We start from the raw sequence: 14,166 nt of genomic DNA, 5'->3' as shown, positions 1-14,166 counted from the left end.
TATCTGGGGCAGCAGGTGAGTGGCTTGCGTCATCGCAGCTCCCAACCCAGCGAAACCCAAACCAACCAGATGAGATGAAGAGAGGAGGTGAGCGAAACAAACAGAGCATTGATCTCAGTAATGGAGTTCTGAGAGGCGAGAACGGTGCCGGCCAGCAGCAATGCAAACGGGTGCGAGGGTCACAGTCGAGTAACTGTAACGAGTTGGAATGACTCGGATCCGAAATTTGGATACCACATGTTTTGAGTCCAAATTTTAGGTTCTTACAAATGAGCAAATTCGATGCTGCGGCCATTGCCGCGCAATTGCGGGCCCAATCCCGTGCACGACGCAAACCGCCGACTTATCTGCAACGGCGCTCAGTGCTGGATATCTGCGCGTTTGAAATTTTGCAGCTTGATAGAGCCGGATGCACAGTGGGCGAGATTCGCCGCTGGCTAGAAACGAGCAAGCGGCTCCAGGTTCACCGCACCACCGTTCAGAGGTGGCTGCATACGAACCGATTAACACCGCTATGAGCAAGGGGCGCACATCTGGTGCAAGGCTTCGTGGACGATTTTCGAAGCCTCCTCAGCAGGCCGCCGCGATAATGAAAAATCTTCAGGGCTCAGTGCTGCGCTCAGTTGGTACCGTGCGCAACTACGAAGCAGCTCTAACCCGAGTCGCCGAGCATATGCGGGAGGCCAGGCTCGGTGCCCTCGCAGAGATTAGCCCTGACGCAGCTACTGCTTATTTGAAGCAGCGTGCTTTGGCAGTGGGCCAGAAAACGCTCGACATGGAGCGCCAGGCGCTGCAGTCGATGATGCGTCATGTCACTGGACAGCTTGGCGAGCGGGAGACACTTGAGGTCATCAAATCGACCGCCAGCCAATCCAGGTCAACACCTGGACAACCCACACTAGGCCGCCGTCTTGGCGAGGAGTCTCGACTCTATACACGCGAGCAGGTCGATCTGATCGCCGCAAGGCAAACGCAACGCAATGCACTGGCAACAGAAATCGCGCACGCGGCCGGGCTTCGCGCACATGAGCTGCTAACGCTGCAACGAGCGCACAGCCAGGCTGCGGACGAGCGTCCTGCCCATGGTCAGAAGTTCAGCGGCATTCGCGAGGGTTCGATCAGTTACACGGTTAACGGAAAGGGCGGCTTAGTCCGCGAGGTTCGCATTCCAACTTCGCTCGCCAGACGACTGGAGGCGCTGCGGCTAGCAGAGCCTCGCAGAGTCACAGATCGAGGTATTTACTATAGGCAGCACTATGACCTGGGCGGCGGCCAGCCTTGGTCGAAGTCGTTTGGCTCTGCATCTAAAGCGGTGCTCGGCTGGTCAAAGGGCGCGCATGGATTGCGGCACACATACGCGCAGGAGCGCATGAAGGTTTTGCAACGGACGCTCCACTTTGAGGAGGCGAAACGGGTCGTTTCGCAGGAGCTGGGGCACTTTCGGGCTGAAATTACCGATACCTATCTGCGATAGCGTTGACGCATTCCAGCACGGCTGGAAAGGCATGATTAGACAATGATTAAAGAGCTGATTAGTGCCTCACCCTTGAACCCCTCGCACGCCAGGTTTCTGTTGCCCTGCAGCTTGTTATCCACAGCCTGCTATCGGGGTGCTAGAACGGTATCGGCAGGGGTGCTAGGACGGTATCGGTGGGGGCGCTAGAACGGCAGAAAGGGGCGCTGGAACGGTATCGACAGGGTGCTAGAACGGTATCAGCTCCGGCGTGTCAGATGCCGCTGCTGAGAGGGCGTCGGAGTAGTTTTGACTCGAACCAAATTATCATCTATCGAGTAACTGAACGGCTGCCCTACCGCGACGCGTGCTTTTTCAACAGAGTCAAACGCACGGCGTAAGTCTTTTTTGAAGTTGGATAAACAGATAGCTCTGCTTCCACACAACTTGTGCAAAGTTTCGACCTTTAGATCGAATGGCCTTGCGTGCGTTGCATAGAAGCCGTGCAGCCACTGCGCAAGGGGCTTTCCGCGAAGATTTCGACGAATAGCCCGATCCAAGTCAGTGAACTGATCAGAAAAAAACAGAACGCGGAGATTCGGATTCAATCGAATTATATAGTTACGAGTTGCATGATCACGATATATCTCGTGAATCAAGCTGCCTTCGTATGAGTGCTCGCCTATTCGAACCTGCAATGCAGTCGCATTCATTCTGCTGAGTTGTTTGTCTAAGATCGCTCTATTTTTTCCAGTATCGGTTTTGCCGAGATACTTCAGAAGTCGGTAGCCGCTTATCTGACACTCCACCCCCTGTATTAGTGTCAAGTGCAAAAGGGCTTCCCAGACTTCGAGGTCGTCTTGATCAAGTAATGCTCCCGTGTAAATAATACTGTTCCCACCTAGAGCGTTAATACGTGCTCGCTCAAAGTGCGGGCGGTGCCCCCTACCGACTGCTGCAAATAACGCTGAACGAAGAGCAAAGTTCGGGATGCGCAGAACTGCATCTGACCAGTTTGTAAATAAGCCACGAGAAATCTCGATAATCTCTTGTGGCTTAGCACGAGAGCGCTTTCGATTTTCTTCGAGCTTTGTAAGCATGCGATCAAGCGACATCGTTGTTAACGAACGGATGCGTTAATTTTATCGGCAATCCAGGCGTGCACGTGTTCGGCAGGCCATGCAACAGAGTTCGCTCCAAGCTGGATGGCGGCGGGGAACTCGCCGGACTTAATCAGTCGATAGATTTGAGATTTGCTCAGTCCGACTAGAGCGCAGAGGGCAGGAAGACGCAGCAGTGCTGGTGAGATAGGTTGAGTAGCCATCTTGGTCGGGACTCCTTAGCACCGGGTTGGATGGCTGAGGATTTAATGGCACCTCAAGTGGGGAGTCATGGGGATCCCCAAACTCTCATAGGGAATCCCAAAATTTTCGCTATGAAAATTCATTCCCCACTATTTGATTTGGACTGGGCACGCATGTAACTTCTCAATGTTTGATGATCTTTGGGCATATCAACTCCGGCATCTTCCGCGAAAGATATTAAGGCAGAATACACATCAGGGTTTTTTCGCGGTGGATTACTGAGTCTAGATGCATGAGCCTTAATTTGATCCGCACGCTTCTTGCCATCGTAATCAGTTGGCGGTTCACGATGTGCCCTATCAACTTCCTTAATAAGATCAACCAAGCCATTCATGATCTTTCTGATTGTGCCCCGCTCTTGCTCCTTAATTTCACTCTCGTTCTTATTTTTCTTGGGTATCTCGCCTGAATTACTGCTTAATATGAATTCTGGGGGCTCAATCCCTGCATCAAGAATCCACTCACTAAGAGCTGACCTGGATAAATATACGATGCCTGCTGGGATATCTTTAGGGTCACTGTCACTCTCACAGTAGCAGCGGAAGAAACCATTGCCGTTTTCTGGTGGCGGATTGCATAAATTATTAAAGTACTCAATAAAACCACTAAAGAAAATTTTATAAATCTTGGCCGAGCACTGCGAGCTCCCTACTCTTCCTACCCAGAATATGTGATTGGGAATTGCCATCTCTGCCCGTTTCACGTGGTACTCGGAATGTAAGCCTACAATCAACTCATGCAGAGCATATGCGGCTTCTTGAGGGCTAACCTTATAGTGGCGAGCGTACTCAGGCACCAAATCAGATAGGCGTATCACATCGTCGCTCATGCGGTTTCCTCCACGCCTGTAATGAGGGCGGGGGCATTACTGCATGCCAAAGCATCCAAATGGTCGGCATACCACTGAAGCATCGCTCGTCGCCCTTCAAGATACAAAGCGTGGTTGTAGGTGCCGCGTATGCTGTTCTTATCCACATGCGCCAACTGTGTTTCGACCCACTCGCTGGAGTATCCCTGTTCGTGCAAAGCAGTGGACATTGTGTGGCGGAAGCCATGGCCTGTGGCACGCCCATCGTAGCCAGAGCGCTTTAGCAGTTGGTTGATGGCGGCTTCGCTCATTGGCTTTGCTGGATCGATACGGCCAGGGAACGCGAGCGTGTATCCACCAGTAATGTTTTCCAGCTCACGCAGTGCTGCTACCGCCTGTTTGGAAAGTGGGATCAGGTGAGCGCGTCGCATCTTCATGCGCGCAGCAGGGATCAGCCAGAGCGCATTATCGAGATCAAACTCCGACCAGGGAGCCCCCCTCAACTCAGCCGTTCGCACCCCCGTCAGAATCAAAAGGCGAGTGGCGACCTTAACGGTGTCGTTCCCTGGGCAGGCTTGGATGGAGCGCAACAGCTCCGGAAGCTCTGTAATGGGTAAGAACGGATAGTGTTTTGAGGTGGGCGTCTGTAATGCGCCACCAATATCCGCTATGGGGTTGTACTCAGCACGGCCAGTAGCGATGGCATATCGGTACACCTCTTGGCAGCGCTGGCGAGTCTTGCGCAGTACCTCAAGCGCCCCCCGTGCCTCGATCTTGCGGAATACGTGCAGCCACTGCATTGGCTTGATGGTGGCGAGGGGCAAGCTTCCCACCTGGGGGAAAATGTCCCGCTCGAAGGCCTCCAAAACGTCGTTGGCGTATCCCTCCGACCATCGAGGCGCTTTGTGTTGGTGCCACTCCAGCGCTAGCCCCTTGAAGGTGTTAGCTCGGGCTATTGCTGCCTGTGCTTTCTTGGCCTCGCGCTCCAGCCCTGGATGCATTCCCTGCGCTACGAGTTGGCGGGCCTCAGAGGCTAATTGACGGGCTTGAGCCAGCGCCACCTTGTCGACAGTGCCCAGGGAGATGTGGGACTGCTTACCATCCAGGCGGAAGCGGAATCGCCAGGATTTTCCTCCTGCGGCACGAATCCACAGAAACAATCCGCCGCCATCGGCAAGGCCGTAATCCTTGTCGCGTGGTGCGGCGTTCTTCACCTGAAGGACGGTCAATGGCATGAGTCGAGTACCCAGAGATTGTTGAACCAATCAAAGGTACTTGTGTGGGTACTCAAATGGCAAGCGCTTGGATGAAACTCGATGGCACTGCATGAAGCAGAAAGCCCGCACAAGGCGGGCTTTCTGGGGTGTTCATGACACTGCTTGGCACTGCATGAAACGTTTAGATGGTGCCGGCACCAGGAATCGAACCCGGGACCTACTGATTACAAGTCAGTTGCTCTACCAGCTGAGCTATACCGGCCTTTGAGGGTCGCCATTATATCCATTCATCTGGCCGAGTAAAGCCGTATGAGCGTAGTTCTGTGCAGGCATTGTTATCAGTAGCTAAATCGTTATGCACATAAGCAGGGCATCTGGTACGGGCGTGCGCAAACTTTGTGCGCTGGTTCGCTGTATTCGCTAAAGATATGTTTTTTAAGGAAATATTTTCAGCTCAAAAAGTAGTCAGTGGTTTGCTGGCGTGTATTGGCGGGCTTTTGCGTGGTTTGCTCAGAATCTGTCAACAGAGTTATCCACAGCATCTGTGGGCAACTGATGCTGGCGTTCGGCCAGTAATAGCAGGTTGCGCGGGCTCTGTTCGGTTGTGCAGAAGGTGCCTAGGCGTACGGTGTAGCCTTGCTCTTGCAGAAACAGGGCGCGGTCGAGCAGTAGCCAGAGTTCCAGTGGTCGGCGGAATAACCCGCGCAGTAGTTCCAGGTTGCGCACCTCGGCCAGGCGTTGCCAGCCTTGTTGTTCGAGCTGTTGCCAGTTTTGTGCGGCAGGTGTGGGCAGCTGTTTAAGTGCCGCGAGGTCTTGACAGTAATCGGCAAAGGGCTTGTCCAGCCAGGCGGGCGGCAGGGAGGGTGTTGGTAAATATTCGTCGACGCCGCGTAGCTGCCGTTGTAGCAAATCGAAGGCCAGACGACGGGCCATGGATTGATCGCGCTGGCGGCGTACCCGCGCGCCGGCGGTGACGGTTTCACTCAGGGGTAGGCCGAGGTCGTCGATGGATAGTTGTAGCATCGAGGCCTGGGCGCTTGCCGACAGTGGCTGATAGCTAGCAGTGCTGATGCGGTTGTAGCAGCAGGGCGCTACGGCGAGTTGCTGGCAGCCGGCTTGGCTGGCCAGTTGCAGCAGGCGTGTATGCAGCTCGCCGCAGGCATGCAGGGCTACGGGGGTGTGTTGCGCCTGCAGCTGCATCACGGCGTCGTCGGCCAGCACATCCTGCTCAATATGCTGGGCGGCGATGCCGAGTTTATGGCTGAGCAGCTGGCCACTGCTGATCAGCTGTGGGTTGTACTCCAGGCAGGTCAGCTTGCCGCCGCCGTGTGCAAGCATGCGGCCGAGGTGGCCTTTGCCGGCGCACCAGTCCAGCCAGTGTTGCGGTTTTTGGATAAAGCTCAGGCTGCGGGCGAAGGCATCGATCTGCTGCCACTTGCGCCCCGGTACATCGCTGCTAAAGCGCGAGGGTAATGCCTGCGCAGGTGACTGTGGCAATTCGCCGATCTGGCTCAGGTTGTGGGCTTGATCGGCCAGTTGCGGGAAGGGCGCAGGTGCTTGCAGCAGGTGCGGCTGGTTATGCGCCGCTTCCGCATGCTCCAGGCTTTGTGCCCTGAGCCAGGTGCCCAGCTCCGGGTATTCAGCCTCCCACGGCAGGCCGGTGTGATGCACGAACGGCCGTGGCCGCCAGAGCGCCTTGTGCTCGACAAGAAACCGGTCGAGTGCGTTGAAGCGCTGCTGCAGGTCAGCGTCTTGCAGGATTGCGGGGGTTGATGAGGCTGGCATGATCAATACCACCCAAGGGCCTAGGCCCTCGGGTAATCAGCGGCCTTGACAGGCGTCGACGCGCAGCCAACGCTCCAGCAGCTTGAAAGCGCGTACCAGCAGGAACGCAATCAGCAGGTAGAACATCCCGGCGGCAAAGAAGATTTCCACCGGCAGGTAGGTCCGCGCAATGATGGTGCGAGCCATGCCCGTAAGCTCCAGCAGTGTCACGGTGCTGGCCAGGGCGCTGGCCTTGAGCATCAGAATCACTTCATTGCTGTAGGCCGGCAAGCCAATGCGCGCGGCGCGCGGCAGGATGATGTAGAACATCGCCTGCGCCCGTGACATGCCCAGTGCGCGGGCGGCTTCGATCTCGCCCGGTGGCACGGCCTGGATCGCGCCACGCAGAATTTCGGCAATATAGGCCGCCGTGTGCAGGGTCATGGTCAGAACGGCGCACCAGTAAGGGTCGCGCAGGTAGGGCCAGAGTGGGCCCTGGCGTACCGCATCGAACTGCGCCAGGCCGTAATAGACCAGAAACAACTGAACCAACAACGGCGTGCCACGAAAGAAGAAGATGTAGCCGTAAGGCAGCGCGCGTACATACCAATGCTTGGACGCGCGGGCGATGCCCATTGGCAGCGCCAGGATCAGTCCGGCGATAACTGCGATGGCCACCAGCTCGAGGGTTAGCAGAGCGCCTTCTGAGAGGCGTGGTAGCCACTTGATGATCACTTCCCAGTTCATGAGGCGCTCCTGATAAAGCCACGGCTGGCGCGTTTTTCGAGGAAGTGCATGCCAATCATCGCGAGGATGGTCAGGCCCAGATAGATAAAGGCCGCCACCAGATAGAAGGTGAAGGGCTCTTTGCTGGCGGTTACGGCGATTTGCGAGCGACGCATGATCTCTTCCAGGCCAATCACTGAGACCAGCGCGGTGTCCTTCATCAGGATCATAAACAGGTTGCCCAGACCAGGCAGGGCGATGCGCCACATCTGCGGCAGGATCAGTCGCCAGAAGATTCGCGGTTTGGACATGCCCAAGGCCTGGCCCGCCTCGCGATGGCCTTTGGGGATGGCCAGAATCGCCCCACGAAACACTTCGGTGGCGTAGGCGCCAAAGCAGATGCCGAGAGCAATGGTGCCGGCTGCAAAGGCGTTCAGCTCAAGGCTTTCTACGCCCAGCAGGTCGGCCAGGTTGCGCATCAGTTGCACGGTGCCGAAATAGATCAGCAACACCCAGAGCAGTTCGGGGATGCCGCGCACGATGGTCGAGTAGGTGCCGCCAAGCCATTGCAGCGGCTTGTACGGGGAAGTCTTGGCGAGGGCGCCGAGCAAGCCGAGCACCAGACCCAGGCACAGCGCGCTAAGCGCCAGCTTGATGGTCATCAGGGTGCCAGCAGCCAGGGCCGGGCCGAATCCGTAGAGATCGAAATTCATAGGGGCTCAGAAGCCTGCGCCGCCCAGGCGGGCGACGCAGTGCCGGCAGCTTAGTAGATGCTGAACGGGAAGTACTTGTCGTTGATCTTCTTGTAGGTGCCGTCGGCCACGATCTCGGCCAGGGCGGCGTTCAGCTTGTCACGCAGGGCGTCGCCCTTGCGCACGGCAATGCCGATCTTGTCGTTGTCGAAGACCGGGTCGCCCTTGAACTCGAAGCCTTTGCCAGCGTCGCTCTTCAGCCATTCCCAGTTAACGAAGGTATCCGCCAGCACGCCATCCAGGCGGCCCGAGGACAGGTCGAGGTAGGCGTTTTCCTGGGTATCGTACAGCTTGATATCAACCACACCATTGAGGTTGTCTTCCAGCCAGGTGCCGGCGATGGTTGCACGTTGCGCGCCGATCACTTTGCCTTTGAGGCTGGCTTTGTCAGTTTTGAAGTCGCCGCCTTTTGGTGCGATGAACTGCAGTTTGTTGGTGTAGTAGGGGTTGGTGAAATCCACGGCGGCCTGGCGCTCTTCGGTGATCGACATGGAGGCGATCAGGAAGTCGAATTTCTTCGCGTTCAGCGCCGGGATAATGCCGTCCCAGTCAGAGGTGACCACTTCGCACTCGACCTTCATCTTGGCGCACAGGGCTTGGCCAATCTCCACGTCGAAACCACCGACCTGGCCGCTGGCGTCGATCAGGTTGAAGGGTGGGTAAGCACCCTCGGTGCCCAGTTTCAGTTTGTCAGCAGCGACGGCGCTGGTGCCGAAGGCCAGGGTGGCGGCCGCGGCCAGCAGGATCTTCTTATAGTTCTGCATGCGTAGTTGCTCCGTGTTTTCAGTGATTGCTGGACATGAATTGTTTGCAGCGCGCCGAGTTCGGGTTGTCGAACACCTGCTCCGGGGAGCCCTGCTCCTCGACCAGGCCCTGATGCAGGAACACCACCTCGCTGGATACCTGACGGGCAAAGCCCATCTCATGGGTAACCAGCAACATGGTGCGGCCCTCTTCGGCGAGTGCGCGGATCACATTAAGCACTTCTTGTACCATCTCCGGGTCGAGGGCCGAGGTGGGCTCATCGAACAGGATGACTTTCGGCTGCATGGCCAGGGTGCGGGCAATCGCTGCGCGCTGCTGCTGACCGCCAGAAAGCTGATTGGGGAACACGTGGCGCTTGTCGGCAATGCCGACCTTGGCCAGCAGCGCTTCGGCCATCTCGATGGCTTCGGCCTTGCTCTTGCCGAGTACACGGCGCGGTGCCTCGATGATGTTGTCGAGCACGCTCATGTGCGGCCACAGATTGAAATTCTGAAAGACAAAGCCGATCTCGCTGCGCAAGCGATTGATCTGGCGATTGTCGGCGGCGATCAAATCGCCATTCTTCGCAGCTTTGAGCTTGAGCTCCTCGCCGGCGACGATGATCTGCCCTTTATGCGGGTTTTCCAGCAGGTTGATGCAGCGCAGAAAGGTCGATTTGCCGGAGCCGGAAGAACCGAGGATGGAAATCACATCGCCGTCGCGAGCGGTGAGGGAGATGCCCTTGAGCACCTCAAGGTCGCCGTAGCGTTTATGCAGGTCGCGTATTTCCAGCGCGGGCGTGGCCTCGGCCATGGAGTGTCCTCTTATTCTTCGGGTGCGCTCAGGCGTTGCGTGGCCTTCCTAGCGAGGCGTCAAGCTAGCATAGCGTTTCGCTGACCGCCAAGCCGTTTACCGGGCGTGCCTGGTTGCTGGGGGTGCAGGTGTCGCCTGGCTGCAGTTGGCTGTCGCGCGTGCACAATTTCTGCGGCGTTTACCGGGCTTATAAGTCGCTGTGCGCAGAATTTCAGGCATTAAAAAACCCCAAGGAATTTAACTTCGCTTGGGGTTTTTCGGTATTCATGGTGCCCAGGGACGGAATCGAACCGCCGACACGGGGATTTTCAATCCCCTGCTCTACCGACTGAGCTACCTGGGCCAACGGGGCGCTATTAGACGGATTTGAAGGGGGAGTGTCAAGCGCGAGTTTGAAAAATATTTAAATATTTCGGGCGGTTAGGTTCGGGCGAGGGTTGGGCGACCCGCTGTGATGGGGGGATGGATAAGGCATCATCCGCCCTACGGTCTGAGCGATGGGCATGGGAGGGGCTTTAGCTGTGACTGTTGCTAGGGCATTTCGCCGCTAAAACGGAATGCCGCCCAGCGCCTCCCACGCTTATGCAGGGTTATTCGCTTGGCGGCACGTAACCTTCAGCCTGGGCGTATTCCTCGCCGGAGAGGAATTTGTCCATCTCGGCCTGGAGGAATTTGCGGTCTTCGGCGTTCATCATGTTTAGGCGGCGTTCGTTGATCAGCAGGGTCTGGTGCTTCTGCCATTCGTCCCAGGCTTGCTTGGAGACGTTGTTGAAGATGTCCTCACCTTTAGCGCCCGGATACGGCGGGCGGTCCAGGCCGGGGAGTTCTTGCTTGTGTTTGCGGCACTGTACGGTGCGGGTCATGGCGTTTCTCCAGTATTTGCTGCGAGTGCATCGGCCGCGCGCTTCAGTAGTTTCTTCACGGGGGCGGCAAGGCCCAGGCGCGGCGGGGTGGCGAGGTTATACCAGAGCCAGTCGGCCTCGGCCACGGCGGCTGGCGCAGCGTCGACCTGCACCAGCCAGGGCTCGATGGCCAGCTGGAAGTGGCTGAAGGTGTGAGTCAGACCGCTCAGTTCGCGTTGTGCGCCGAGTTGCAAACCGTGTTGGCTGGCCAGTGCGGCGATGGCCGTGGGCTCATCTAACTCAGGCAGGCTCCACAAGCCGCCCCAAAGACCGTTGGATGGGCGGCGGTAGAGCAGCACCTCGCCATTACGGTTGGTGAAGATCGGCATCAGCGTGCGTTTTTGCGGCAGCGCCTTGCGCGGTTTGGGGATTGGGTAGCGGATTTCCAGGCCGAGTAGGTGCGCCTGACAGCCGCTCTGCAGCGGGCAGAGCAGGCAGCTGGGTTTGCTGCGGGTACACAGGGTGGCGCCCAGGTCCATCATCGCCTGGGTGTAGTGGTTGACCCGGGCGTGTGGGGTAAAACGCTCGGCTACATCCCACAGCTGTTTCGCCACCTTCGGCTCGCCCGGGTAGCCTTCTTGTGCCACGTAGCGCGCCAGTACCCGTTTGACGTTGCCGTCGAGGATCGGCGCACGCAGACCCATGCTGAGGCTGGCGATGGCGCCGGCGGTGGAGCGGCCGATACCGGGAAGTTCGGTGATTTGGTCGACATCACGGGGGAATTCGCCGGCATGTTCGCGCATCACGATCTGCGCGGTTTTCTGCAGATTGCGCGCGCGGGTGTAGTAACCGAGGCCTGTCCACAGGTGCAGCACTTCGTCTTCCGGCGCTGCCGCGAGGTCATTTACTGTCGGCAATGCGGCCATAAAACGGTCGAAATAGCCGAGCACGGTGCTGACTTGGGTCTGCTGCAGCATGATCTCCGAGACCCACACTCGGTAAGGTGTTATGCCCTGTTGCCAGGGCAGGTCCTTGCGGCCGTGGCTGTCGTACCAGTTCAGTACCGCGTCAGAAAACTGCTCGGGGCTCATCGGTTGAACAGGCCCTTGAGTGCATCTTTCAGCTCGGGGCTGACCTTGTCGCCGAGTTTTTCTTCGATCTTCTCGTTGAGTTTGTTGCCGGCCAGTTTGGCGGCGACTTTGCCCAGGCCGTCCTGATCCAGGCGGCAGGCTTTGCCACCCATCTCCAGCGGGCCACGGCAGCGCACCGGCCATTCGATGCCGACATAGCGCTCGTTGACCTGGCAGGCAGGGTCGGGCATTTCGCGCTGGTCACCCTCGATGGTGATGCCAACGCGGTAATCCAGGCCGAGGATACGCAGGTCCAGATCACCATTGCCACTGACCGCCAGGCCAGGAATGCGGGCCTTGAGGTCTGGGTTGTGGGCCACACCATTGCGTAGGGTCAGACTGCCTTGCAGGGTCTCGAAGGGGGTGTCCTTGCCGCGCGGGTCACTGCTCAGGGATTTACGGTTGAGCGTGGCGATACCGCGGCACAGCTGCTGTTCCAGGTTGGCGTCAACCAGCACGCCGTCATTCAGCAGAAAGCTGGCATCGCCCGTCAGCCCTTCAACCCAGGCGCGCTGGCTGTTGCCGCTGGTGCTCAGGTTGGCCTTGAGGTCCAGCAGGCCTTTGACCGGCGAGGGCTGGTCGGGCTTTTTCAGGAAGGGTTCGACCGGTATGCCGTTGACGTTCTTGCGTACGCTAAGCAGTGGGATGGCTGGGCGCACATCGATGCTGGCCTGGGCGTCGAAGCTGCCGGTGCCGATATTGCCGCGCACATCCTGCAGAGTCAGCAAGCCGCCCTTGCTCTGCGCCTTGGCGCTGAAGTTATTGATCACCTGCTGCTGCGCAGTGAGCTGATCCAGGCCGAGGTTGAGTTGCATGTCGAGCTTGCGCAGTGTCTCGATGGGCAGCACTTCGCTGCTGCTCCAGGCTTGCTGGGTCGGTGCGTCGGGTAATGGTGTGCTGCCGCTCTGCCCGGCACTGGCGACGCTGGCTTTGACCTCGGCTTTGCGGGCGGCGCCAGCGTCTTTGGCATCTTTGGCGGGCGCGGGCAGGTAACGGTCGAGGTTCAGTTGGTCGCCCTTGAGTTGTACGCGCAGGGCTTGCTTGGCGAAATCGGCCACCGCCAGCTGGCCGCTGAAGTGGCTGTCGTCCAGGGTCAGCTTGAGGTCTTCGAACGTCAGGCTGTTGTCAGTACCGCTGAGGCGGGTGACCAGTTCGAACTGGCTGAGGGTCTTGTCGTCGGCCATTGGTGGCAGCTTCTGGCCAATGGTGGCGAGGAACTCACGCAGATTGAGCGGTGCGATGGACAGGCCGCCGCTGAGTTTTGGCTGTTTCTCGAGGTCGCGGACTTTCAGCTCGCCAAGGGCGCGCAGCTGGTTGCCGGAGAGTTTCAGGCTGTTCCATTCGGCGACCTGGGCGGCCAGGTCGACCAGCAGCTGGCCTTGAGCGGAGTAGGTCAGGGTCTGGCCGTCGAAGGGCTCGCCGGAGACTTCGCCGGAGAACTTGGCGTCTTCCAGTTGGTAGCGTTTCAAGGCGCGGTCGAAACGCAGCTCTCCCTGCAGTTCGCTACGGGCGCGCATGACCGGTTTATTGAGACCGAAGAAGGCACTGAGCTTTATCGGAATACCGGCACCTTCGCGGATCGCGCCGGTGGTCAACTGGATGCTTTCTGCACTGAATTGCTGGCCTTTCTGCGCGTCGTGATAGTCGATACGTGCGCTGTTGACGATCAGGCTGTCGATATCCAGCTTCAGCGGCTGGCCGCTGCTGGTGGTTGTATCGTTGCTACTTTGACTCGGTTCGCTGTCGTTAGCGGCAGGTGGCGTTGTGCTGGGCGCGGCGCTGCTATTGGCCGGTTTGCCGACATCTTCCCAGTTGCTGTGGCCCTTTTCATCGCGCTGTAAGTTGAGGTTGAGGCCGTCGATGCGGATGTCGCTCATCTGCACTTCTTTGCGCAGCAGCGGCAGCACGCGCACCGACAGGCCGAGCAGGCGCAGATCGGCGAAGGGTTTGTCCGGTGTGCTGAGGCTGGCCAGGCTGGCGTCGGTCAGCTCCAGGCCGAGCCAGGGGAATAGGCTCCAGCCGATATCGCCTTTGAGGGTCAGCTCCAGGTTGGCCTTGTCACGGGCTAACTGGCGGATTTCGTCTTTATAGTCGTTGGGATCGAACAGGTGGGTGAGGGCAAAGCCCAGTGCCACGATGATCAGCAAGAGGCCGAGAAAAAACAGGCCGAGGATTTTGCCGAGCGCTTTCATGTGCGAATCCTTGTTTCGAAGCAAGAGGGTGAAGAGCAGCCATCTGAGCCGGCGAGTATAGCGCCGGCGCTTTTACCTGGGCCGCAGACAGTCCCGTTTGCCGGGTGATTTTGCAAGCGGCTTTTGCAGGCAGTGGGCGCGATAGGCCCTTGCTGGGGCTGTTATGAGGGCGGCGCCTGACGGTTTGGTCTGGGCCTTTGGATCGGCAAGTCGGCGGCCGGTTCCCTGCGACAGGCGAGTTTCCCCAGGCGCTGCAAGCGTTTGTATCGGTTGGCCGCTAATCGATAGTGCGTGCCTCTGATCGCCGCCGGTAGCCGCCCAGGCGGATGCCCGCCTATAATGCTGGCCTTTTTCCGTGGGC

14 protein-coding genes and 2 tRNA genes are annotated in these 14,166 nt (G+C 58.2%); 2 read left to right on the top strand and 14 right to left on the bottom strand.

Features of this window, described 5'->3' with window-relative positions; genetic code table 11:
* The first annotated feature begins 269 nt into the window (after positions 1-269).
* Together IOD17_RS12970 and IOD17_RS12965 are read left to right on the top strand one after the other, a co-directional pair.
* Complete coding sequence (locus IOD17_RS12970; protein ID WP_233685484.1) at positions 270-518, top strand: hypothetical protein; 249 nt, start codon at positions 270-272, stop codon at positions 516-518.
* A gap of 71 nt (positions 519-589) precedes the next feature.
* A complete protein-coding gene (locus IOD17_RS12965) occupies positions 590-1,474 on the top strand; it encodes a site-specific integrase (RefSeq protein ID WP_233685483.1) in 885 nt (294 codons plus the stop codon).
* Between the two features lie 239 nt (positions 1,475-1,713).
* Here IOD17_RS12965 and trfA read toward each other — a convergent pair whose 3' ends face one another.
* The 14 genes from trfA to IOD17_RS12895 form a co-directional block, all read right to left on the bottom strand.
* The gene (trfA, locus tag IOD17_RS12960; protein ID WP_233685482.1) at positions 1,714-2,568 is read right to left on the bottom strand and encodes a plasmid replication initiator TrfA; all 855 of its coding nucleotides are present in this window, start codon (positions 2,566-2,568) and stop codon (positions 1,714-1,716) included.
* A gap of 5 nt (positions 2,569-2,573) precedes the next feature.
* Positions 2,574-2,777 (bottom strand): helix-turn-helix transcriptional regulator, encoded by a 204-nt coding sequence (locus tag IOD17_RS12955; RefSeq protein WP_233685481.1) that lies wholly within the window; start codon positions 2,775-2,777, stop codon positions 2,574-2,576.
* Positions 2,778-2,896: 119 nt separating this feature from the next.
* Complete coding sequence (locus tag IOD17_RS12950) at positions 2,897-3,646, bottom strand: hypothetical protein (protein ID WP_233685480.1); 750 nt, start codon at positions 3,644-3,646, stop codon at positions 2,897-2,899.
* The gene (locus tag IOD17_RS12945; RefSeq protein ID WP_233685479.1) at positions 3,643-4,860 is read right to left on the bottom strand and encodes a tyrosine-type recombinase/integrase; all 1,218 of its coding nucleotides are present in this window, start codon (positions 4,858-4,860) and stop codon (positions 3,643-3,645) included. The genes IOD17_RS12950 and IOD17_RS12945 overlap by 4 nt, the downstream gene beginning before the upstream one ends.
* 168 nt (positions 4,861-5,028) lie before the next feature.
* Positions 5,029-5,104 (bottom strand) — tRNA-Thr (locus IOD17_RS12940).
* A gap of 248 nt (positions 5,105-5,352) precedes the next feature.
* A complete protein-coding gene (locus IOD17_RS12935) occupies positions 5,353-6,627 on the bottom strand; it encodes a methyltransferase (protein WP_233685478.1) in 1,275 nt (424 codons plus the stop codon).
* 36 nt (positions 6,628-6,663) lie between these two features.
* The gene (locus IOD17_RS12930; RefSeq protein WP_233685477.1) at positions 6,664-7,353 is read right to left on the bottom strand and encodes an ABC transporter permease; all 690 of its coding nucleotides are present in this window, start codon (positions 7,351-7,353) and stop codon (positions 6,664-6,666) included.
* On the bottom strand, positions 7,350-8,045 hold the full coding sequence (locus IOD17_RS12925) for an ABC transporter permease (RefSeq protein WP_233685476.1): 696 nt from the start codon (positions 8,043-8,045) through the stop codon (positions 7,350-7,352). Before IOD17_RS12925 ends, IOD17_RS12930 begins: the two co-directional genes overlap by 4 nt.
* 50 nt (positions 8,046-8,095) lie before the next feature.
* Complete coding sequence (locus IOD17_RS12920; RefSeq protein ID WP_233685475.1) at positions 8,096-8,848, bottom strand: ABC transporter substrate-binding protein; 753 nt, start codon at positions 8,846-8,848, stop codon at positions 8,096-8,098.
* 19 nt (positions 8,849-8,867) lie between these two features.
* Entirely contained in the window at positions 8,868-9,641 is a 774-nt protein-coding gene (locus IOD17_RS12915) for an ABC transporter ATP-binding protein (protein WP_233685474.1), read from the bottom strand.
* A 267-nt stretch (positions 9,642-9,908) separates the two neighbouring features.
* Positions 9,909-9,984 (bottom strand) — tRNA-Phe (locus IOD17_RS12910).
* A gap of 247 nt (positions 9,985-10,231) precedes the next feature.
* Positions 10,232-10,504 carry an oxidative damage protection protein gene (locus IOD17_RS12905; protein WP_090379491.1) on the bottom strand — a complete coding sequence of 91 codons (273 nt, stop codon included), beginning with the start codon at positions 10,502-10,504 and terminating at the stop codon, positions 10,232-10,234.
* Positions 10,501-11,574 carry an A/G-specific adenine glycosylase gene (gene mutY, locus IOD17_RS12900; RefSeq protein WP_233685473.1) on the bottom strand — a complete coding sequence of 358 codons (1,074 nt, stop codon included), beginning with the start codon at positions 11,572-11,574 and terminating at the stop codon, positions 10,501-10,503. Before mutY ends, IOD17_RS12905 begins: the two co-directional genes overlap by 4 nt.
* The gene (locus IOD17_RS12895; RefSeq protein WP_233685472.1) at positions 11,571-13,805 is read right to left on the bottom strand and encodes an AsmA family protein; all 2,235 of its coding nucleotides are present in this window, start codon (positions 13,803-13,805) and stop codon (positions 11,571-11,573) included. The genes mutY and IOD17_RS12895 overlap by 4 nt, the downstream gene beginning before the upstream one ends.
* Positions 13,806-14,166: the final 361 nt, after the last annotated feature.

The sequence above is a fragment of the Pseudomonas anguilliseptica genome (assembly GCF_021375795.1).
Lineage (GTDB): Bacteria > Pseudomonadota > Gammaproteobacteria > Pseudomonadales > Pseudomonadaceae > Aquipseudomonas > Aquipseudomonas anguilliseptica_A.
Note: the sequence above shows the minus strand (reverse complement) of the source record. Positions and strands in the feature narration are given on the sequence as shown.